The organism is Streptococcus dentasini, from assembly GCF_053206945.1.
Window position 1 is genome coordinate 199,438 of record NZ_JBRUHS010000003.1, and the last position, 23,383, is coordinate 222,820.

The window sequence follows — 23,383 nt, forward strand, 5'->3', positions numbered from 1 at the left end:
TATTAGTTAGTTTCCGAGTTTTTATTATGAGAATTTTAGCCCGTTTGGCCTCCTATGGTGCAAGGCAAGAGAGGTCGAAATAAACATCTAGAATTTTAACCTGCGCTGATTCGATATAGTATATAAAAGAGAGTAATGAGTACTTGGAACTCATTACTCTTTTGTATTTATAGGGATTTTCCTGTCAGCAAGCTGATTGGAAGAATGTAGCTTTCTTGAACAGGATGTCCTTCAATCTTAGACAGAAGAACATCTACTAAGAGCTCTGCGATTTCCTTAATTGGCTGCTTGATGGTAGCTAATTGCGGAAAGTAATTTTCAACAAATTGAGTTCCATCGTAACCAACAATCTTAAGATCTTGTGGGATATTCAGTCCCAGGTCCTCAGCTATTTTCATTGTCAGAATGGCAGTCATATCATCGGAGGCGAAAATACCATGAGGTTTTTCGTTGTTGAGGACCGTTTTAATTTCCATTTCTTTGCGGATAGCTGAATAATCGCTGGGAATATTAAAAACTTTGGCTTGTGGTAGAACAGCGTTAAAACCTTGACGGCGCAATCCTGTTGTTGAGTTGGAATTGTCATTGCCAGTAAACATGATAATGTTATTGCAGCCAACCTTTTGTAAGGCGAAGGCAGCCATCCTGCCTCCTTCAAAATTATCTGATGAGACGACAGGGATATGCGGAGCAAGGTTACGGTCAAAAGCAACGATAGGAGCTTCCACTTGTTCGTAATCTTTGATATCCAGATTATGACTGGATGAAATGATGCCATCCACCTGGTTGGCCGCCAGCATCTCTAAATATTCTCGCTCCTTTTGAGATTCATTTTGGCTATTGCAGATAATAACCTTGTAGCCGTGATAAAAGAGAATGTGTTCCAAGTGTTCAATAATTTCAGCGTAAAAAACATTGCTGATTTTTGGGAAAATCAACCCGATTAGCTTTGAGGATTTGCCTTGCAGTCCGCGGGCTAAATTATTGGGCTTATAGCCTAACTGGCGCATAGCAGTATGGACTTTTTCCTTGGTCTTTTCAGATAGATAGCCCTTGTTATTGATGACACGTGATACAGTTGTTGGACTAACTCCAGCTAACTCTGCAACATCTGTTAGTTTTGCAACCATAGGCCTATTTACGCTTTCAATTCAAAGTATGATCCAGTCGGTTGACCAGATAGGATTTTGATACCGGATTGCCCTTTTTCGGGGAAGACACGGCTGGTAAAGACTTTTTCTCCTTTGTTGATAAAGATTTCTACAATTGAGTTATCAACAAAGATATTGGCAGTCTGAGCCTGTTCAATACGGCATTCACGACTGGTACCAAAATCGGTTGCATACTGGATTCCAGCTTTAGAGCGGTCTAGTGTGACAGTACCGGTGGTATTATCGACCGTCAGTTTCAGTCCTTGTCCCTTTTCATCCGCAAAGAGTAGAAGTTCTGTTTTTTCCTTCGCTTCAAAATTGACTTCTAACTCGTAGGTGTTTGAGGTCTCAAGCTTGTTTGTCAGCCTGTCTTGTGATGAGCGCAAAGAAGTGATGGCAGGTACGGGATACTGGTAGAGTTTGCCATTCTTGATAGTTAATTCTTTAACGAGGCTCATAGCTCCTTGATAATCGTATTGGTCGGTTGGGTAGTCGATATCTGGGAGACCGATCCAGCTAACGATCAAGGCACGGCCGTCAGGTGTGTTAAAACCTTGGGTAGCATAAGCTTCAAAACCATAATCAAGGTTGCTAATTTTAGAAGCACCTATCAGGGCAGGTTGGTTTGTGTCAAACGATTGACATATCTTATAGGTGTTGGGGTAGATGTTATCATAGCTCAACTCAGTTTTGCTCAGCCCCTGTGGACTGTAAAGCAGAACTGGCCTGTTATCAACAAATACTAGGTTAGGACATTCAATCATATATTCAGAGCCTGTCCCGCCAAAGTCCAAATTGCCGACTTCCTGCCAGTTGTAAACATCATTATCAAGCGCCTTGTAGAGTTTGATGAAGCCTTGTTCATTTAAGCTTTGAGCACCAACAATCGCGTAAAACTGGTCTTGGTATTTAAAAATTTGGGGATCGCGGAAGTGTTCGGTGACATCGTTTGGCTGCTGAATAAGGACGTCTGTAAATTTCTCGATCTTACCATTTTTATCCATCCAGGCCCCAATCTGCAGAGGGTCGCGAACCCAGTTTTCGTCGCGGACATTGCCGGTGTAAAAGAGAAAGAGTTTATCACCAATTGGGTAGGCGGAACCCGAGTAAGCCCCGTGGCTATCATTTTTGTTATCAGGTTCAAGAGTGACACCTGTCTCTTCAAAATGAACTAAATCGCTTGATTGGGTGTGTACCCACTGTTTTAAACCGTGCGCAGCTCCAAAGGGCCAATTTTGGTAAAAAAGGTGAAACTTTCCATTAAAATAGGAGAAACCATTAGGGTCATTTAGCAGCCCGGTTTTTGGCTCAATATGGTAGTGAGTATGCCAAGGGGATTCGGCCACCTTAGCCCTGATTGCTGCACGTTCCTTCTGAGTCCAATCAGCATAGGGGCGGTAGCGTACCTCTGTTGGTAGATTCATAATTGTTTCCTCCGATATAGGTCGATCATCTGTCAAAAGATGTCACTTCTTTAACATAGTAAAGGTTTTCAAAAAAAAAATCAAGGTGTAACTCTGCAATTAAAATAAAAAATATGTAAAGCGGTTGACATATTTTGTTGAGTGTGATAAATTAGGGGATGTAAAAAAGCGTTTTCAAAAATGAGATGCTAAAAAATTAAAAGGAGTTACGCTATGGATTATTCTAAAGTAGCTGCCGACGTCATTAAGGCGGTCGGTAAAGATAATCTTGTCGCTGGAGCTCACTGTGCAACTCGCCTTCGTCTGGTTTTGAAAGACGATAGCAAGGTTGATCAGGAAGCTCTTGATAACAATCCCGATATCAAGGGAACTTTCAAAATGGATGGCCAATACCAAGTGATTATTGGTGCTGGTGATGTTAATCATGTTTATGCTGAACTGATTAAGCAAACGGGTCTGAAAGAAGTTTCAACAGAAGAAGTTAAGCAAATTGCTGCTCAAGGGTCCAAGACCAACCCAGTGATGGCATTTGTCAAGATGCTTTCTGAAATTTTCGTCCCAATTATCCCAGCTCTCGTCGCTGGTGGTTTGTTGATGGCGGTTAACAATATTTTCAAGTCTCCAGATTTGTTTGGACCCCAGTCACTTGTTGAACAGTTTCCGCAAATCTCTGGTGTTTCTCAACTTTTGACAGTTTTGGCTGATGCGCCCTTCATCTACATGCCAGTCCTTATTGGTATTTCTACTGCCAAACGCTTTGGTGGTAACCAGTTCCTAGGTGCGGCTCTGGGCTTGATGATGAGTTCGCAAGAGCTTAATGAATTCGTAGCTAAAGCAGCAGATTTCTCTCTTGACTGGAACTTCTTTGGTTGGACGCTTCATGCACAGCAGTACACATCGCAAGTTATTCCTGCCATTATTGCTGTATGGTTGATGTGCGTCGTTGAAAAATGGTTCCATAAGCATTTGCATTCAGCAGTTGACTTTACCTTCACACCACTTCTGACGATGATTATTACTGGTTTCTTGACATTTGCTGTTATTGGACCGGTCTTTGGTCAAGTATCTGATTGGGTAGCCAATGGTTTGGTTTGGCTGTATGATACGCTTGGTTTCCTTGGTATGGGTATTTTCGGTGCCTTCTATACCCCAATCGTAGTTACCGGTCTGCACCAATCCTTCCCTGCTTTTGAAACTATTCTTTTGAACTCTTGGAAAGATGGTCAAGGTTCAGGTGATTTCATCTTTGTTGTTGCTTCAATGGCTAATATGGCTCAAGCAGCGGCAGCCTTTGCAGTCTTTACTTTGACGAAAAACTCTAAGACAAAAGGTCTCTCAAGTTCCGCTGGTATTTCAGCCCTTCTTGGTATTACAGAACCTGCAGTCTTTGGGGTTAATCTGAAATACCGCTTCCCATTCTTCTGTGCTTTGGTGGGCTCAGCAGTCTCTGCAGCTGTTGCGGGGCTTCTTAGAGTCATTGCAGTATCACTTGGTTCGGCTGGTGTGCTCGGTCTTATCTCTATCTATCCTAAATCAATTCCATTCTATCTAATTTGTGAAGTTATCTCATTTGTCATTGCATTTGCGATTACTTATTACTATGGTAAAACAAAAGCGGCTAATGTTTTTGCAGCCGAAGCAGCTGTTGCAGCAGCTGAAGCTGATGTAGAAGAACACAACGAGGTTGCTGCTGCAGACAAACCAGCGGCAGAGGTAATTGAAGAAACCATTTATGCTCCGCTTGACGGTCAAACCGTTGATCTCTCTGGTGTCAATGATCCAGTATTCTCGTCGGGTGCTATGGGGAAAGGAATTGCTGTAAAACCTAGTGGCAATACAGTTGTTTCACCAGTTGATGGCTTAGTACAGATTGCCTTTGAAACTGGCCACGCTTATGGTCTAAAATCAGATAACGGTGCTGAAGTCTTAATTCATATTGGTGTTGATACAGTCTCTATGGATGGTAAAGGTTTCGAGCAAAAAGTCAAGGCTAATCAAAAGGTTAAGAAAGGTGATGTTTTGGGAACATTCGATTCAGAAGCTATCGCTGAGGCTGGCCTTGATAATACTACAATGGTTATCGTCACGAATTCAGCTGACTATGCTGAAGTTACCCCTGTGGCTAATGGTGATGTCAAAGCTGGTGCTGACTTGATTGCTGTTAAATAAGATGGCTATCAAGATAGTCTATTGATAATAGATGAGGAGGTTGGGCTGATGTCTCAGCCTCTTTCTTGTTGGCAGCAATTCAATTATCATTGATTTATAGTCCCAATTTTTTTATAATGGGAAAGAAAAGAAATTAAGTCATTTATTAATGAAACATAGGCTAAAAGCGTCGAGAAAAAGCAGTGCGGTCGTTAGAATTTTAGTTCTTACAGATGTAACTATTCTGGAGTGTAAGTATTTCTAAATGTTATTACACGCTAACCGCACTTCTTGTTTTCATCGCTGAATGGCTTAGTATTGTTTGGAGGAAGGGTATATGAAATTATACGGAAGTGTGGAAGCGGGCGGAACAAAGTTTGTCTGTGCAGTTGGTGATGAGAATTTTCAAATCGTCGAAAAGGTTCAGTTCCCTACAACGAAGCCTTATGAAACCATTGATAAAACGGTTGAATTTTTTAAAAAATTTGAGGACGATTTACAAGGCATCGCAATTGGATCATTTGGTCCAGTAGATATTGATGAGAATTCTAAGACTTATGGTTATATCACCAAGACGCCTAAACCCAATTGGTCTAATGTTGATTTAGTTGGTCTGATTTCTAAGGAGTTCAAAATTCCATTTTATTTCACAACAGATGTAAATTCGTCAGCTTATGGTGAGGCTCTGGTGCGTCCAGGTGTGGATAATCTGGTCTATTATACTATTGGGACAGGTATTGGTGCTGGCGCAATCCAAGGAGGAGAGTTTATCGGAGGTGCTGGTCACACTGAGGCTGGTCACGTCTATGTTGCCTTGCATCCAAGTGATGTTGCCAATGAATTTCACGGAACCTGTCCTTTCCACAATGGCTGCTTGGAAGGTCTGGCGGCAGGCCCTTCACTGGAAGCTCGTACCGGTACTCGCGGTGAGTTGATTGAACGGAATGCAGATGTTTGGGATATTCAGGCTTACTACATTGCCCAAGCTGCTGTGCAGGCAACCCTGCTTTACCGCCCAGATGTCATTGTATTTGGCGGCGGCGTGATGGCACAGGAGCACATGCTTAGACGCGTGCGTGAAAAATTTGCTGGCTTGTTGAATGACTATCTGCCGGTTCCTGATGTGTCTGACTATATTGTGACACCAGCTGTTGCTGGCAATGGCTCAGCAACCCTTGGTAACTTTGCTCTAGCGAAAAGAGTGGCAGAACGCTAAATGAGAGTAATCAACCAGCTCCTGAAGCTTGTCTTTGGGAGCTTTTCACTTAGGAGGAAAGTATGAATTTTAAAGAGCGGATTTCGCTTCAATTTACGAATCTGACAAAAACTGATAAAAGAATTATCAATATATTACTTAAGTCTCCGAATTATTTAATTGATAATAGTGTTCAAGAGGCAGCAGCTCTGATTGAAACCTCTCCTGCTGCTTTAGTTAGACTGGCTAAGAAGATTGGTTATAAGGGTCTGCCAGATTTTAAAATATCATTGGAGGAGTATTTTCAGGAAGGAGAAGCCAGTGAGGCTTATTCAGATAAAAGTTTAATCACTAATGTTGTTGATAATTACCGCCATAACCTAAATCTTGTTGAGAGTCAACTGGATGAAGAGCAATTAGAGCGTGTCTCGCAACTGCTAATTTCATCGTCTAATATTAAAATTTTGGGAATCGGAAGTTCTGGTTTAAGTGCTGAGCAGATGGTTTACTTTTTACTCTATCAGGATAAATATGCAGAAAGTGTCACTAGCAAGACAAAAATATATTACTTGTCTCGTAATCTGAAAAAAGAGGATGTCTTGATTTTTTATACTGTATCAGGTAATAAAGACTATCAAGAGATTTTCAATGCAGCTCAGAAGGTCGGTTGTACGACAGTCGTCATAACAATGGATGATAAAAGGGAATTGCGAGAACTGGCATCAGAGTTCATACTCTTACCTTCTAATCTGTCACTATTCCTTGGCGATTCACAGGAAATTTATCAACTCGATAATCGTTCCATGTTTTTAATTTTTTCAGAAATCCTAGCGGCCTATGTCAATAAAAACATGAAATAAATTTTATTTTTAAGAAAATAAATTGAAATATATTTTATAAATGATATAATGAGCATGTAATAAATCACATTTCAAAAGGAGATCGCCATGAACAGATTTATGGACATGCTTAGTGAAAAGGTATTGCCGATAGCAACGATTTTGGGCAATAATAAATATTTGCTGGTGCTGCGCGATGCTTTTATGTTATCGTTTCCTCTGACGATGTTTGGCTCTTTGATTGTTGTTTTTAACAATCTGCCATTTTGGCCGGATAATTTAAAGGTACAATTTGCAGATTTATTTGGCAACGGGCAGAGCGCTACAATGTCTATTATGACCATTTTTGTCAGCTTGGGTATTGGTTATTATTTAGCCAAGGCTGAGGAGACGGAAGAAGGACTTTATGCAGCTGTTGTTGCTCTGGCTTCATTTTTGATTTTAACACCGTTTTTCTTTGATGTTTTAGGGGATAATGGTAAGGTTGTAGCTAAAGCAACTGGTGCGCTTAGCCTTGATAGATTAGGCGCTAAAGGGATGTTTTTAGGTATCATAACATCCTTTGTTGCTGCTAAATTATTTGTCTATCTAACCAAGCGTGGTTTTACGATTAAAATGCCAGAAAGTGTTCCGCCAGCGGTTTCTAAATCATTCTCTGCTTTAATTCCTGCAATTGGAACCTTGATGGTTTTCTTGTTGGTCAATGCTTTGATGACATCGGTTTTCAATACTAATTTACACGATGTTATTTATAGTCTTATTCAACAACCTCTGACTGGCTTGGGAACGAGTCTGTTTGCAACAGTTGTCGCTGTATTCTTTGTACAATTTTTATGGTTTTTTGGTCTACATGGCCAAGTTATTGTCAATTCAGTATTTGAGCCCTTCTGGCAAACCAATATGCTGGATAACGCAAGGCTGACTCAAGAGGGAGCAGATGCCTTAGCGCAGCATGGGCATATTGTTACTAAAACGTTCATGGACACTTTTACCGTTGGTCTGGGAGGTTCCGGTTCAACTTTAATTGTGGTCGTTATGATGGCCTTCTTAATGAAGCAGAGGCAATATCGCGAAGTGGGTCGCTTTGCCTTGGCACCTGGTATCTTCAATGTGAACGAGCCGGTAATTTTCGGTTTGCCTATGGTCATGAATGCTAGTATCTTTATTCCTTGGCTGCTTGCACCGATTGCTTCAGTGATCGTAGCTTATCTTGGTTTTGCAAGTGGACTAGTGCCTCTAACAACTGGCGCTCAAGTTCCTTGGACAATGCCAATTTTCGTTTCAGGATTTTTGGCAACCAATTCCATTATGGGCTCCTTGCTACAATTGGTTCAAGTTATTGTTATTGCGATTATCTGGTTTCCGTTTCTGAAAATAGTCGACCGTCAATTGGACTGATAAAGGCTGGTTCGTGAGATGTTTAAGCCAAAGAAGCTTGGAATATTATTCCAGCTTCTTTCATTAGGAGGGAAGAAAATGACGAGATTAGAATTTCCAAAAACGTTTTGGTGGGGAGGAGCTACGAGTGGCCCACAGCTAGAAGGTCGTTTTAAAAAAACGCATCAGAATGTGATGGATTACTGGTATGATAAGGCATCGGAAGATTTCCATAATCATGTTGGCCCTGATGTGGCATCCAATTTTTATCATGATTTTAAAGAAGATATTAAACTGATGAAAGCCAGCGGTCTTAATAGCATTAGAACATCTATTCAATGGTCACGTTTGATCGATGATTTAGAAAAAAATACAGTTAATGAAGCGGCAGCAGCTTTTTATAATGCGATTATTGATGAATTTTTAGCGAATGGTATTACCCCTTTTATCTGCCTTCACCATTTTGACCTACCAGTTGAGTTACTGCATCGGTATGGTGGCTGGGCGAATAAGCATGTTGTTGAGCTATTCGCTGGATTTGCAGAAAAATGTTTTGAACTTTTTGGTGATCGCGTAAAACACTGGTTTACTCATAATGAGCCTCTGGTAGTGGTCGAAGGAGCTTATCTGCATCAATTTCATTATCCTAAGCTTGATGATGGCAAAGCAGCGGTTCAAGTGGCTTACAATTTGCAATTGGCTAGCAGTATGGCTATCGAGAAATATCGCCAATTAGGATTAGATGGTCAAATTGGTATTATTTTAAATTTAACTCCAGTCTATCCAGCTAGTCAGGAAAGGGAAGATGTAGAGGCCGGAAATATTGCTGACTTATGGTACAACCGACTTTTTATGGATGCCAGTAGTAAAGGGGCTTTTCCGAAAGATTTGGTCACTTTATTAGACCAAGAAGGGGCTCTTTGGGAAAGTAGTCAAGAAGAGTTAGAGCTTATTGCTGCCAACACGATTGATTTCTTAGGCATTAACTTTTATCATCCCAATCGCGTTCAGCGTCCGCGCTATTCGCCTAATAGTTTAGCCGTTGATTTTCGTCCGGATAAGTATTGGCAAGCTTATGATATGCCTATGGCACGAATGAACGTTGATAAAGGATGGGAGATTTATCCCAAGGCTGTTTATGATATCGCCAAGGATATTCAAAATAACTATGGCAATATCCCATGGTACATCAGTGAAAACGGTATGGGGGTGTCGCATGAAGAGCGTTTTCTTAATAGGGATGGTATGATCGAGGATGATTATCGCATTCAATTTATTCAGGAGCATTTATTTTGGTTGCACAAGGGGATTGTTGAGGGAAGCAACTGCTTAGGCTATCATTTGTGGACACCGATCGACTGTTGGAGCTGGGCAAATGCTTACCGCAATCGTTATGGATTAATTTCGAACAATATCCATACGCAGGTTAAAAGGCTAAAAAAATCTGGTTATTGGATGAAGACACTAGCTGAAAATGGTTATTTTGATATGTGACATGCTATAATGGAAGCAGAATGATTAGACAGGAAGTGGTATGATGGCAGAACCATTATTTTTACAATCAACCATGCACGATAAAATCTGGGGTGGGACACGCTTGCGAGATGAGTTTGGCTATGATATTCCTACGGAGACAACTGGGGAATACTGGGCGATTTCAGCTCATCCTCATGGTGTCTCGGTAGTAGAAAATGGTCCTTACACTGGTATGGGATTAGACCGTCTCTATCGGGAGCAGCCAGAGCTTTTTGGCAATCCATCCAGCCCAGTTTTTCCGCTTTTAACGAAGATTTTAGATGCCAACGACTGGCTCAGCGTCCAAGTGCACCCTGACGATGCCTATGCCAAGGAGCGCGAGGGTGAATTAGGTAAAACTGAGTGCTGGTATATTCTGGCTGCTGATGAGGGGGCAGAAATTATCTATGGGCACACCGCCCAGAGTCGCCAGGAATTAGCAGAGCAGATTGAGGCTGGAGAATGGGAACAACTCTTAACGAGAGTGCCTGTCAAGGCTGGTGATTTCTTTTATGTTCCAAGTGGCACGATGCATGCCATTGGTAAAGGAATTATGGTGTTGGAAACTCAGCAGTCCAGCGATACAACCTACCGGGTCTACGACTTTGACCGTCCTGATGCATCAGGAAACTTGCGCCCTCTGCATATTCAGCAGTCCATTGATGTCATGACGATTGGTCAACCGCAAAATTCTCACCCTGCCACTTTAAGAACGGGTGACTTAACATCCACTTTGTTGGTAGCCAATGAATTCTTTACGGTCTATAAGTGGGATGTTGGTGGCCAGACTACTTTTGAGGCTGTTGCCCCTTACTATCTTGTCAGTGTCATTGATGGTCAAGGTCAGATTAAGATTGCTGATCAATCCTATCCATTGGGAAAAGGACAGCATTTTATTCTGCCTCACACAGTTCAAGAATGGGAAATGACAGGAAACCTGTCGCTGATTGTCAGTCATATAGCTCATTGAATAAAGTAAATCAAGGAGGAAAGCTCCTTGGTTTTTTTATTTTTTGAAAGTGCATCAAGGTTCTGCATACTAGAGATTCATAAGCGCGATCATATGAAAATAATTAAAAATATTACATTTTAGTTGCAATTGTTTTTCTTTGTTTTATAATTAGAGTGGTTATGTTTGCTTTTTGACAATAGACGTTTGTAAGTGTTTATAATCAACATAAAATATTTAGAGAGGGATGGATACATTCTATGAAACCTAAGCCTAGGAAATCTAAGTATTCTATTCAAAGGAAAGAATACTTTTCTATTCGTAAGTTTAAGTTTGGCGCAGCTTCGGCCTTGATCGGGGTCAGTTTGTTCGCTACCGGTAGCGTTCTCGCTGAAGAGCAGCCCCAAACTCAGTCTACAGTCGTAGCTGTTCAGTCTTCGGAAGGGGCCGGTCAGTCGGTTAATTCGGAGCAGACAGTGACGTCAACGCAGGATGCTGGTGCTAGTAATAGCGCTGGTGAAAGTCAGACGAGCCCATCAAGGGAGAATGGGAGCTCGGCAGAAACGTCACAAAATGCAGAACTAACTACCGATAAGGGTTCAACTGCTGATCACACATCAGTAAGTGAGGGCTTACAATCAAATAGCCATGTTGATGATTCGGATAGAGTGGATGCTGCAGGGCAGAATGCCTATATTTTTTATAAGGTGCGCTATGTTGAACAAGGAACTAATGGTTCTGAAACAACAGTTGCCCAAACATCAGCTAAATCGCTAGTTATTCCCGCAAATGAGCTTTCTAATAAAGTCATTACTGAAACGGCTAACTTTAATCAAGTAGGTTTATTGGGATATAGTCTGTTACCAAATCAGGCTGATACGCAGGCTGTTGCAGCTTTAGAACTTCAAAAATCTAAGTATGTGACTTTCTATGTCAAAAGAAATGTTCCTCAAGTTACAGCTGCAGCAAGCAATGGACAGACTTTCGCACAGCATCATAGTACACAAATTGCTACTGAACAACATGGCGGTCAAGCTCAAGGGACACTGGATGTGGCTATTGGCCGTGATTATCAATCCTTGAATGAAGCAAGCAGTATCCGTCCTATTGCCATCACAGCTAATCAATCTGGTAAGGCAATTGATCTTGTTCTTGCGGGAAGTATTGATGAAGATGAGGAAGAAGCATCAGATAGTAAGGTGGCACAGGCAGAATTGTCCTTTAGTTACACTAAGGAAGGGACAGCTGAAGTAGTTAACGGGCTACCTGCCGGCCTCTTCTATGATGCCGAAAGTGGCCAATTAACGGGGGCAGTCCTCCAATCTGGGCAATATACGATTCAAGCTACTGTGCAAGCCGCTGATGGTGCAGCAGTCAGCAAAACGATTGATTTGGATGTTAATGCGCTGCCTAAGAGTGATCAGGCTGTCTTTTCTGGTCGTAAAATTTCTGGTATTGCCGTTAATGGTGGGGTTAATGCGGTCTCAACCAAATTTAGCTATAGTGCAACTATTAATGGAAAAACAGTGACCAAGGATGGTTTACCAGATGGCCTAGTGTATGATTCTGCTACTGGTAAAATTGAAGGACAAGTTGCTCAGGCTGGTAGCTATACTATTTTGTCGCAGGCTAGTGTTGAAGCAACAAACCCTGACGGTACTTATATTGGCTCAGGTGCTGTAACTTATGTAACAGAAAGCCATCTATATGTGGCTGAACAAAATGGTCCTGGCCTGCCGTCTGTCTCACTTACGGCTAATCCGATAAATGCATCAGCTGTGTCTGCTCAGCCAACTCAATCGGGCGGTTCCGTATTTAGGGCTGTAGCTGGTGAAAATCCTGTGGGTACTGTTCATCTTGGTGACAATGCAACCCCATCCAACAATCATGATACCGCTATTGGTTATTATGCAGAAACCAATGTTGGTTTAAATAACAGAGGAGGTGCCGTTGCCCTTGGTACTTATACAAAAGCCAACGGTGAAAATGCCATTGCTGTTGGTAATACAGCGAATGCAGACGCTAATTCAGCCATTGCCCTCGGTGGTAAAGCAAGTGGTGTCGGCGCAATAAATATTGGTTATACAGCTTCTGCTGATGCCCCTGCAAGTGTTAGCATAGGTTACTATGCCAATGCTCAATCGTCAAATAGTGTTGCGCTTGGTACCCAAGCTAAGTCGGAAGCTATTCTGGCTTCAGCAATTGGTCCTTCAGCGCAAGCTACTTACTATAATTCTGTTGCTCTTGGTGCAGGATCTATAACAGATTCAGATGCAACAGCAGAAGATAGCGCTACTATTAATAATATTACTTACTCAGGATTTGCAGGTCAGGCGAAAGCTTATGGGGATCAGGTTTCAGTTGGTTATAAAGATAAAGAACGTCAGATTAAAAATGTAGCTGCAGGTGCAATTTCCGAAACATCTACAGATGCTATTAATGGTTCTCAATTGTACCTTCTGACCAGAGATTATCATTGGATTGCTACATCTGGTACTGCTGGAACAGGTACGCAAAATCAGGTGAATGATACAAATGTTGCTCCAGATGCTCAGCAGGTTCATGGCGGTGACACCATTACTTTCCGTGCAGGAAATGGCCTTAATATTGAGCAAAATGGCAATGTCTTCACCTATTCGATTAATACTCAAAAACCTAAGCTTGAAATTACCCCAGGTGAAAACGGTACCTACACGGTTAAATACACTGATGCCTTTGGACAAGAAGCTTCGGCACAATTTACTGTTAATACCATTAAAGGTGAAAAAGGTGATACTGGAGCCGCAGGTCGTGAGGGCCGTGACGGTGTAGACGGTAAGTCAGCTACTGCCACAGCTAAAGACAACGGAAATGGTACGTATACGATTACACTCATTAATGGTGATGGGACAACGTCATCCGTAACTGTACGAGATGGTAAAGACGGAAAAGATGGTAAATCACCAACTGTAACGGTTACCGATAATTACAACGGTAGCTACACTATTACAGTAACAAATGCAGATGGTTCAACATCAAGAGTAGTAGTTAGAGATGGAAAAGATGGTCGTGATGGTATTTGTGGCTGTCCACCGATAATTCCTGGCCAACCGCTTTCTCCAATTCCTCCTCTCCCTCCTCTCCCTCCAACCCTACCTAATGTGCCTATAGTCAATCCACCTAGTGGTTCGGGTAACTATGACCCTGATCTTCAACCCTCGCTTTCTAGTGAAGGTGTGAAGAAAGGCATCATTATTAATGAAAAGTCTGTACAGTTGGTGACGAGAAAACAGGATGCACAGTCAAATCGTTTGCCAGATACAGGTGATAAGGGCATAAGCCTTGCCACTCTTGCAGGCACAGCTCTTGTTCTTGTAGTTATGGTTGGGGTATTCGGAAAAAGACGGGATGAAGATATTTAACCTATATGATATGGAAGGTTAACTATAGCTTAATTTAGTCTAATTAATAGTCCAACGTGACAAAAGCAACAGTGAATTTAGCTGTTGCTTTTTAGCTTGAAATGATTTTAAATAGCCTGTTTCTATGTTATGAGGAGATGATTATGCTGCGGTTAAGTAAACGTCGAAATGTAGCAGGCAACCCATTAATGCTATGGCTCGGTATTAAATGATTTTATTATCGACAAATTAATATCATAAAAAGAGCTATTTATGGGACAAAGATAGAAGTTATAACAGACTCTCAAACTATTTTGTCATTAGCGTAACAAATACTATTTTGGGCTGATTATTTAGATGAGTCAGATTGGTTGAATTCTTGTATCAGTATGGCTTTTATGATAGAATATGGTGTTAGTGACTATCGAAAGGAAAAGAGATGGCAAATATATTACGCAAGGTCATTGAGAATGACAAAGGCGAACTTCGAAAATTAGAAAAAATAGCTAAGAAAGTTGAATCTTATGCGGATGACATGGAAGCATTGTCAGATTCAGAACTTCAAGGCAAAACAGAAGAATTTAAAAAGCGTTATCAAGATGGGGAGAGTCTTGATCATTTACTACCAGAAGCTTTTGCGGTTGTACGTGAAGGAGCGAAGCGAGTTTTAGGACTTTACCCTTACCGTGTTCAAATCATGGGAGGCATTGTTCTGCATAATGGGGATGTCCCAGAGATGCGTACCGGTGAAGGTAAAACGTTAACAGCGACTATGCCTGTATACCTCAATGCTTTATCTGGTGAAGGTGTGCATGTTATCACCGTCAATGAGTATCTTTCCGCTCGCGATGCAACTGAAATGGGTGAACTCTATAGCTGGTTGGGTCTATCAGTGGGGATTAATCTATCTTCTAAGTCTCCAGCTGAAAAGCGAGAAGCCTATAACAGCGATATTACCTATTCTACCAACTCAGAGGTTGGTTTTGACTATCTCCGCGATAACATGGTTGTTCGCAAGGAAGACATGGTTCAGCGCCCGCTGAATTATGCCTTAGTCGATGAAGTTGATTCTGTTTTGATCGATGAAGCGCGGACCCCCTTGATTGTATCAGGTCCTGTAAGCTCTGAGACCAGTGCACTCTACACGCGGGCTGATAGGTTTGTTAAAACACTAGAATCTGTCGACTATGCTATCGACGTTCCGTCAAAAACAATTGGTCTGATGGATTCTGGAATTGATAAGGCAGAAGACTTCTTTAACTTGGATAATCTCTACGATATTGAAAATGTTGCTTTGACTCACTATATCGACAATGCATTGAGAGCCAACTATATTATGAATCTCAATATGGACTATGTGGTTAGCGATGGAGAAGTTTTGATTGTCGATCAATTTACTGGCCGGACAATGGAAGGCCGCCGCTTTTCAGATGGTCTTCACCAAGCGATTGAAGCTAAAGAAGGTGTGCCGATTCAGGATGAGTCTAAGACATCAGCATCTATCACTTATCAAAATATGTTCCGGATGTACCGCAAGCTTTCAGGAATGACGGGGACTGGTAAAACAGAAGAAGAAGAATTCCGTGAAATATATAATATGCGCGTTATTCCGATTCCGACTAATCGCCCCGTACAGCGGATTGACCACCCTGATTTACTTTATGCGACAACAGAAGCTAAGTTTAGGGCAGTTATTGAAGATATTAAAGAGCGCCATGAAAAAGGACAGCCTATTTTGGTTGGTACCGTAGCCGTTGAGACTTCTGATTTTATTTCTAAAAAACTACAGAAGGCTGGGATCCCACATGAGGTTTTGAATGCTAAGAACCACGAAAAAGAGGCCCAGATTATTATGAATGCTGGACAGCGTGGTGCTGTTACGATTGCAACTAACATGGCTGGTCGTGGTACAGATATCAAGCTCGGTAAAGGCGTTGTAGAGCTAGGAGGCCTTTGTGTTATCGGTACAGAACGCCATGAAAGTCGCCGGATTGATAACCAGCTGCGGGGGCGTTCTGGTCGGCAAGGAGATGAGGGTGAGTCTCAATTTTACCTCTCCTTTGAAGACGATCTGATGAAGCGTTTTGGATCTGAGCGTGTCAAGTTCTTCTTGGAGAGGCTCTCGCCAGAAGATGAGGATGTCGTAATCAAATCGCGTATGCTAACGAGGCAGGTAGAATCAGCGCAAAAACGGGTTGAAGGAAACAACTACGATATCCGTAAACAAGTTCTTCAATATGATGATGTCATGCGGGAGCAGCGTGAAATTATTTATGCTGAACGCTCTGATGTCATTACGGCTGAACGTGATTTAGGTCCTGAAATCAAGGCTATGATCAAGCGAACGATTGACCGAACAGTCGATGGTCACAGCCGTGGTGATGTAGATGAAGCTTTGGAAGCGATTTTGAATTTCGCTCATACTAATCTTTTGCCTGAGGATTCCCTAAGCTTGGATGACTTGGATGAGTGGACTTATGAAGAAATGAAAGATGAGCTCTATGAGCGAGCTCTTGATGTTTATGATTCGCAAATTGCTAAACTGCCAGATCAAGAATCTGTTGTTGAATTCCAAAAGGTTCTTATTCTTCGAGTTGTTGATAGCAAGTGGACAGATCATATCGATGCATTAGATCAGCTTCGTAATTCAGTAGGATTGCGTGGCTATGCTCAAAATAATCCGATTGTTGAATACCAATCAGAAAGCTTCCGCATGTTCAATGACATGATAGGTGCTATTGAATTTGATGTGACGCGTTTGATGATGAAGGCACAAATTCATCAGCAAGAGCGCGAAAAGACTACTGCTCATGCTCATACAACAGGGGCGGCTAACATTGCAGCACAGCGTCCACATCAGCTTGTTGACGATGCAGATCTTGACTTGACCAATGTCAAGCGTAATGATCCGTGTCCATGTGGTTCAGGTAAAAAATTTAAAAATTGTCATGGACGTCAGCGAGCGGTTTAGAACTAATGAAATATTCTGATAATAGATTGAAATAAGCCTAGAAAGTGATATAATGGAGAAGTTATATCACTTTTATTTTCTCTAAATCCTGGGGAAAGATTTTATCAGTATTGAGGGAGGTACAGTATGGCATTTATACCGGTAAGCGATAAGATTGATATCGAAGACGTTCGGCAGCTGTCCAAATTAAGAGGAGAGGCTTTAGCGCGCAAGGAGCAGCGAGACAGAGAGCTCGAAGCAATTATTAAAGGAGAAGATGATCGTCTTCTTTTGGTTATCGGGCCATGTTCGTCTGATAATGAAGAGGCTGTTCTTGACTATGCCCACCGCTTAGCTGATTTGCAGGAAAAAGTTAAAGATCGCGTCTTCATGGTCATGCGGGTCTATACAGCTAAGCCCCGTACTAATGGTGACGGCTACAAGGGTTTAGTTCACCAACCGGATGCACAGGGTCAGCCTAATCTTATCAATGGTATTAAGGCAGTCCGTAATCTCCACTACCGTGTGATTACGGAAACAGGTTTGACAACGGCTGATGAAATGCTGTATCCAGAAAATCTGTCCTTGGTTGATGATTTGGTATCTTATATTGCCATCGGAGCTCGCTCAGTAGAGGATCAGCAGCACCGCTTTGTAGCTTCAGGTATTGATGTCCCTACAGGTATGAAGAACCCAACCTCTGGCAATTTAAAGGTCATGTTTAATGGAATGTATGCGGCCCAATCCAAGCAGAACTTCCTTTACAATGGGCAGGAAGTTAATACATCCGGCAATCCTTTGGCTCACGCTATTTTGCGTGGAGCTCTCAATGAGACAGGGAAAAATATCCCTAATTATTATTATGATGATCTTTTGGATACTATAGATCAGTATGAAAAATTGGGCTTAGAAAATCCTTTCATTATCATTGATACCAACCATGATAATTCCGGAAAACAATACATGGAACAGGTGCGGATTGTCCGCCAAACACTTATTAACCGAGATTGGAATGACAAGATCAATCAGTATGTTCGAGGTTTTATGATTGAGTCCTACTTGGAAGATGGTCGTCAAGATGCGCCAGATGTGTATGGGAAATCAATCACAGATCCTTGCTTAGGCTGGGATAAGACAGCTGAGCTGGTTCAAGAAATTTATGAAACGCTAGGAAAATAATATGGGAATTCATCAAAAAAGCCAAAAAATCAATGTAGCAGAAGTTAAGCAACTTTCAAAGTTAGAAGGTGATGCTTTAGCTAGGAAGCAGGCGCGTGATCAAGAGTTAGAAGCTATTATCAAAGGTGAAGATAATCGCACACTTCTAGTCATTGGACCATGTTCATCTGATAATGAAGAGGCTGTTCTGGAATATGCCCGTCGTCTATCAGCCCTGCAGGAAGAAGTTAAGGACCGTGTTTTCATGGTCATGCGGGTTTATACAGCTAAGCCTCGTACTAATGGGGATGGCTATAAAGGTCTTATTCATCAGCCTGATACTTCAAAATTGCCGGATTTAATCAATGGTATTGCAGCCGTCCGCAATCTTCACTACCGTGTCATTACTGAAACGGGTCTGACAACTGCTGATGAGATGCTCTACCCATCTAATTTACCCTTAGTTGATGATCTGGTTTCTTATCATGCGATTGGAGCACGTTCAGTTGAAGACCAGGAGCATCGCTTTGTAGCCTCAGGTATTGATGTGCCGACTGGTATGAAAAATCCAACATCTGGTAATCTTAATATTATGTTTAATGCCATCTATGCCGCTCAGAATGAACAGAATTTTATCTACCATGATGCTGAAGTTGACACTGACGGAAATCCGCTGGCACACGCTATTTTGCGAGGAGCGACCAATGAGCACGGTGAAAATGAACCAAACTTCTATTATGATATTTTGGTCAAATCAATTGAACGATATGAGCAGATGAGCCTGTCTCATCCTTTCATCCTAATTGATACTAATCATGATAATTCTGGTAAAAATTATTTAGATCAGATCCGTATTGTGCGCCAAACCTTGATAAATCGTGATTGGAATGATAAGATTAACCAGTATGTCCGAGGCTTTATGATTGAATCTTACTTGGAAGATGGCCGTCAGGACAAGCCAGAGGTCTTCGGGAAATCCATAACGGACCCTTGCCTGGGGTGGGATAAGACGGAAAAACTTATCCGTGAAATCCATCAAACTCTGGGTAAGAATTCATTTGAAGAAATGCTAAATGACTAAAGGGAGGAGAGCTGGGCAACTCGGCTCTTTTTCTATAGGGGGATTAGAAAATGATTATCGGCCATGGGATTGACCTGCAGGAAATTTCTAAGGTTCAAGAAGCATACGAAAAAAATCCAGTTTTTGCCAAAAAAGTACTGACAGATTTAGAATTTGAGCGCTTCAGCGACTTGAGCGGACAGCGGCAAATGGAATATTTGGCTGGTCGTTGGTCTGCTAAAGAAGCTTTTGCAAAAGCGTGGGGAACCGGTATTGGTAAGTTACGTTTCCATGATATTGAGATTGCGACCAATGAAAAGGGGGCTCCTATTATCAGCAGTTCGGTTTTTTCAGGCCGCAGTTATGTTTCTATTTCACACAGTGGCAATTTTGTACAAGCTAGTGTCATTTTAGAGTCTTAATGCTTCTAGCAAGTGAGAGCTACAGTAAGATAAACATGGCTCTTAGAATTTTGTGAGAAACGCAGCAAATAGTCCGTTTCATGTTAGTAAGATTCAATTGTGCTAGGTGGATCAGGTTGGAGATGAGATGAACAGCCTTCATCACATGAGGTCTGGGAGACCTTTGGAGGTTGGAAGTAAGATGAAGGATATTCCTCACATTCGTTTAGGCTTTTCCGCTTTAGCCTTGCGGCAAAGGGAAAGCCAGCCAGCAGTGATTCATTGGTACTAAAGCACCAACTGTACAGGAGTAAGACCAAGCTGGCGTCGCCAACATTCTTGCTTCCAACCACTGTGCTAAGAGCTGATTCTGATTCCAAAATAGGGATACTAGACGAGTTCTTGCCCAGCCTCTTTCCGGCATCTGATTTTTGGGTGCCTTACCTGTTAGTCTCTCTTTCTCAGTGTTTTGATTTTGGCAATATCTGTTATAAATAAGTGAGGTTTTAATTAGCATGATTTCAAGTTTGCACCGGCCGACCTTGGCCAAGGTTGATTTGTCAGCCATTTCATCCAATATTGAGCAAGTTCAGCACCATATTCCCGAAGGGGTAATGACTTACGCAGTTGTTAAGGCTAATGCTTACGGTCATGGAGCTGTTGCTGTTGCCAGTCACATTCAGACTATGGTGGACGGTTTTTGTGTCTCTAATATTGATGAAGGAATCGAGTTACGTCAAGCAGGTGTCCGCAAACCGATTTTGATTTTGGGTGTTGTCCTGCCAGATGAGGTAGCATTGGCACGAGATTACCGCTTGACGTTAACAGTAGCAAGTTTAGAATGGTTGCACTTAGCTCAAGATAAGAAAATCGATCTAAATGGCCTAACGGTACATATTAAGGTTGATTCTGGCATGGGGCGGATTGGTGTTCGTAGTCTAGCAGCTGCTAATCAATTGATTGCTGGTCTGCAAGAAGCTGGAAGCTATGTCCAAGGTGTTTTTACGCACTTCGCAACGGCCGATGAATATAAGGATAGTAAATTTCAAGAGCAACTCACTTTCTTTAAAGAAATACTAGCTGGACTGGCTTATTGCCCAGAAATTATCCATGCCAGTAATTCAGCTACGAGTCTTTGGCATGGAGAGGGAATTTTTACTGCTGTCCGCCTAGGTCTTATTATCTACGGCCTCAACCCTAGCGGGCAGGTTTTGGAATTGCCTTATGCTGTCAAGCCAGCATTGAGTCTGGAATCGGAATTAGTCCATGTCAAGCAAGTACCAGAGGGAAGTGATATTGGCTATGGAGCAACTTATACGGTTCGTCAAGAAGAGTGGATCGGTACTCTGCCACTTGGTTATGCGGATGGTTGGACGCGCGATATGCAAGATTTTAATGTCCTCATTGACGGTCAAAGCTGTCCGATTGTCGGCCGTGTTTCTATGGATCAGATTACAGTCAAATTACCCCAGGCTTATCCTTTAGGAACAAAGGTAACTCTGATTGGAAGCAACGGTGATGCTACTATTACTGCAACGGATGTCGCTAAACAGCGGGGAACTATTAATTATGAAGTTCTCTGTTTGCTCAGTGACCGTATCCCACGCGAATATGAATAAAAGAATAAAACAGAGCCCTAGCTTGTGATAATCACTACAGGGTTCTTTTTGTTATAATAGGGATATGTTATTAAGTGAACCAATTGCAGCACTTAAGGGGTTTGGACCGAAGTCTGCAGAAAAATTTACAAAATTGGGTCTTTATACTATCGGTGATTTATTACTTTACTATCCTTTTCGCTATGAAGACTTTAAAAGCAAGTCTGTTTTTGAACTGGTAGACGGTGAAAAGGCGGTTATTACAGGGACAGTTGTGTCACCTGCTAATGTCCAATATTATGGTTTTAAGCGCAACCGTCTCTCTTTTAAGATTAAGCAGGGAGAAGTTGTTATTGCGATTAGTTTTTTCAACCAGCCTTATCTAGCAGACAAGATTATCTTGGGGCAAGAGGTAGCTGTTTTTGGCAAATGGGATGCGCTTAAGTCCTCTGTAACAGGTATGAAAGTTTTGGCACAGGTCGAAGATGATATGCAGCCCGTTTATCATCTAGCTCAAGGTGTTTCACAGACGGCTCTTATCAAGGCGATTAAGGCAGCTTTTGATAGTGGTGCTCTGACAGCCTTGCCAGAAAATTTACCGAGTATTTTGTTAGATAAATATCGACTTTTGGATCGTCAAAGTGCAGTGCGTGCCATGCATTTTCCCAAGGACTTAGCAGAGTATAAGCAGGCCCTGCGCCGAATTAAGTTTGAGGAGCTCTTTTATTTCCAACTCAATTTGCAGGTGTTAAAGTCGGAAAATAAGTCGGAAAGCAACGGTTTAGCTATTGCCTACGATGGCGAGAAGGTGGAAAAGCAGATTGCCAGCTTGCCTTTTGCCTTGACAGAAGCGCAAAAGCGTAGTCTGTCGGAGATTTTGCAGGATTTGCGCTCGGGTGCCCACATGAATCGGCTCTTGCAGGGGGATGTCGGTTCAGGAAAGACAGTCATTGCCAGTCTAGCCATGTATGCTGCCTATACAGCTGGTTTGCAGTCAGCACTCATGGTTCCTACGGAAATTTTGGCTCAGCAGCATTTTGAAAGCCTAGTCACCCTTTTTCCCAGTCTAAATATTGCCTTGTTGACCTCAGGAATGAAACCAGCTGTAAAAAAAGCAGCTCTAGCTGCAGTTGCCGATGGATCGGTTGATATGGTTGTTGGAACACATGCTTTGATTCAAGATAGTGTCACCTATCACAGATTGGGTCTGGTTATTACGGATGAGCAGCACCGTTTTGGTGTAAATCAACGCCGAATCTTCCGTGAGAAAGGGGATAATCCCGACGTTCTTATGATGACGGCGACTCCTATCCCTAGAACTCTAGCTATTACGGCATTTGGTGAAATGGATGTGTCGGTTATTGACCAAATGCCAGCAGGACGTAAACCTATCATTACTCGCTGGGTCAAACATGAGCAGCTAGACACTGTTTTAAATTGGCTTAAGGGTGAATTGAATCAGACAGCTCAGGCTTACGTTATTTCACCTTTAGTTGAAGAATCTGAGAGTATGGATTTGAAAAATGCAGTGGAACTGCACCAAGAATTAATAGACTTCTTCGATGATGATCTTAAAATTGCTCTTGTACACGGACGTATGAGGAATGACGAAAAAGAAGCGATTATGCAAGATTTTAAAGATGGACATTCTCAGATTTTGGTTTCAACGACAGTTATTGAGGTGGGCGTTAATGTCCCCAATGCTACAGTTATGATTATTATGGATGCTGATCGCTTTGGACTCAGTCAACTTCATCAGTTACGTGGACGTGTCGGTCGTGGACACAAGCAATCTTATTGTATATTGGTTGCTAATCCTAAAAATGATGTCAGTAAGCGCCGCATGTCGGCTATGTGTGAGACGACTGATGGTTTTGTTCTAGCTGAGGAAGACCTTAAGATGCGAGGTTCCGGGGAAATTTTTGGCACACGTCAATCTGGAATTCCTGAATTTCAGGTTGCCGATATTGTTGAGGATTATAATATCCTAGAAGAGGCGCGCAAAGTCGCCAGTCAGATTGTCCAAGATACTCATTGGCAGGAAGACCCACGTTGGCAGATCTTATTGCCCCATTTGAAAGAGACAGGGAACTTTGACTGATAGCAATTAATTTTAGCTACCAACACCGGATGAATTCACTTTCTAAAGTCCGGTTTGTTCCTTGGCGCTAATAGGTACAAGAAGAGGCTGGGCGAAACTCGTCCAGTCTTCTTATTTTAGAATGAATTCTTACTCCT

General features: G+C 42.0%; 15 protein-coding genes. 13 read left to right on the forward strand and 2 right to left on the reverse strand.

The window, feature by feature from the left end; all coding sequences use genetic code 11:
* Positions 1-167 precede the first annotated feature (167 nt).
* A complete protein-coding gene (locus ACVR1G_RS03960; protein ID WP_447451896.1) occupies positions 168-1,130 on the reverse strand; it encodes a LacI family DNA-binding transcriptional regulator in 963 nt (320 codons plus the stop codon).
* 8 nt (positions 1,131-1,138) lie between these two features.
* Positions 1,139-2,575, reverse strand: a complete 1,437-nt coding sequence (locus tag ACVR1G_RS03965; protein WP_447451897.1) for a sucrose-6-phosphate hydrolase — start codon at positions 2,573-2,575, stop codon at positions 1,139-1,141.
* Between the two features lie 213 nt (positions 2,576-2,788).
* Here ACVR1G_RS03965 and ACVR1G_RS03970 point away from each other — a divergent pair, with 213 nt between their 5' ends.
* From ACVR1G_RS03970 to recG, 13 genes are all read left to right on the forward strand, one after another.
* Positions 2,789-4,744, forward strand: a complete 1,956-nt coding sequence (locus tag ACVR1G_RS03970; protein ID WP_447451898.1) for a sucrose-specific PTS transporter subunit IIBC — start codon at positions 2,789-2,791, stop codon at positions 4,742-4,744.
* 316 nt (positions 4,745-5,060) lie between these two features.
* Positions 5,061-5,939 carry a fructokinase ScrK gene (scrK, locus tag ACVR1G_RS03975; protein WP_447451899.1) on the forward strand — a complete coding sequence of 293 codons (879 nt, stop codon included), beginning with the start codon at positions 5,061-5,063 and terminating at the stop codon, positions 5,937-5,939.
* 62 nt (positions 5,940-6,001) lie between these two features.
* Positions 6,002-6,778, forward strand: coding sequence for a MurR/RpiR family transcriptional regulator (locus ACVR1G_RS03980; RefSeq protein WP_447451900.1), 777 nt, complete (start codon positions 6,002-6,004; stop codon positions 6,776-6,778).
* 87 nt (positions 6,779-6,865) lie between these two features.
* The gene (locus ACVR1G_RS03985) at positions 6,866-8,155 is read left to right on the forward strand and encodes a PTS sugar transporter subunit IIC (protein WP_447451901.1); all 1,290 of its coding nucleotides are present in this window, start codon (positions 6,866-6,868) and stop codon (positions 8,153-8,155) included.
* A 78-nt stretch (positions 8,156-8,233) separates the two neighbouring features.
* The gene (locus tag ACVR1G_RS03990; RefSeq protein WP_447451902.1) at positions 8,234-9,628 is read left to right on the forward strand and encodes a glycoside hydrolase family 1 protein; all 1,395 of its coding nucleotides are present in this window, start codon (positions 8,234-8,236) and stop codon (positions 9,626-9,628) included.
* Positions 9,629-9,671: 43 nt separating this feature from the next.
* On the forward strand, positions 9,672-10,619 hold the full coding sequence (manA, locus tag ACVR1G_RS03995; RefSeq protein ID WP_447451973.1) for a mannose-6-phosphate isomerase, class I: 948 nt from the start codon (positions 9,672-9,674) through the stop codon (positions 10,617-10,619).
* A gap of 239 nt (positions 10,620-10,858) precedes the next feature.
* Positions 10,859-13,999, forward strand: coding sequence for a collagen-flanked surface repeat-containing protein (locus ACVR1G_RS04000; protein ID WP_447451903.1), 3,141 nt, complete (start codon positions 10,859-10,861; stop codon positions 13,997-13,999).
* A gap of 418 nt (positions 14,000-14,417) precedes the next feature.
* Complete coding sequence (secA, locus tag ACVR1G_RS04005) at positions 14,418-16,949, forward strand: preprotein translocase subunit SecA (RefSeq protein WP_447451904.1); 2,532 nt, start codon at positions 14,418-14,420, stop codon at positions 16,947-16,949.
* 126 nt (positions 16,950-17,075) lie between these two features.
* On the forward strand, positions 17,076-18,107 hold the full coding sequence (locus tag ACVR1G_RS04010; protein WP_447451905.1) for a 3-deoxy-7-phosphoheptulonate synthase: 1,032 nt from the start codon (positions 17,076-17,078) through the stop codon (positions 18,105-18,107).
* A gap of 1 nt (position 18,108) precedes the next feature.
* Positions 18,109-19,167: a 3-deoxy-7-phosphoheptulonate synthase gene (locus ACVR1G_RS04015; protein WP_447451906.1), complete on the forward strand. Its 1,059-nt coding sequence runs from the start codon at positions 18,109-18,111 to the stop codon at positions 19,165-19,167.
* Between the two features lie 50 nt (positions 19,168-19,217).
* Positions 19,218-19,568: a holo-ACP synthase gene (gene acpS / locus ACVR1G_RS04020; RefSeq protein ID WP_447451907.1), complete on the forward strand. Its 351-nt coding sequence runs from the start codon at positions 19,218-19,220 to the stop codon at positions 19,566-19,568.
* 494 nt (positions 19,569-20,062) lie between these two features.
* A complete protein-coding gene (alr, locus tag ACVR1G_RS04025) occupies positions 20,063-21,166 on the forward strand; it encodes an alanine racemase (RefSeq protein ID WP_447451908.1) in 1,104 nt (367 codons plus the stop codon).
* A 64-nt stretch (positions 21,167-21,230) separates the two neighbouring features.
* Positions 21,231-23,246 (forward strand): ATP-dependent DNA helicase RecG, encoded by a 2,016-nt coding sequence (gene recG / locus ACVR1G_RS04030; protein ID WP_447451909.1) that lies wholly within the window; start codon positions 21,231-21,233, stop codon positions 23,244-23,246.
* Positions 23,247-23,383 lie beyond the last annotated feature (137 nt).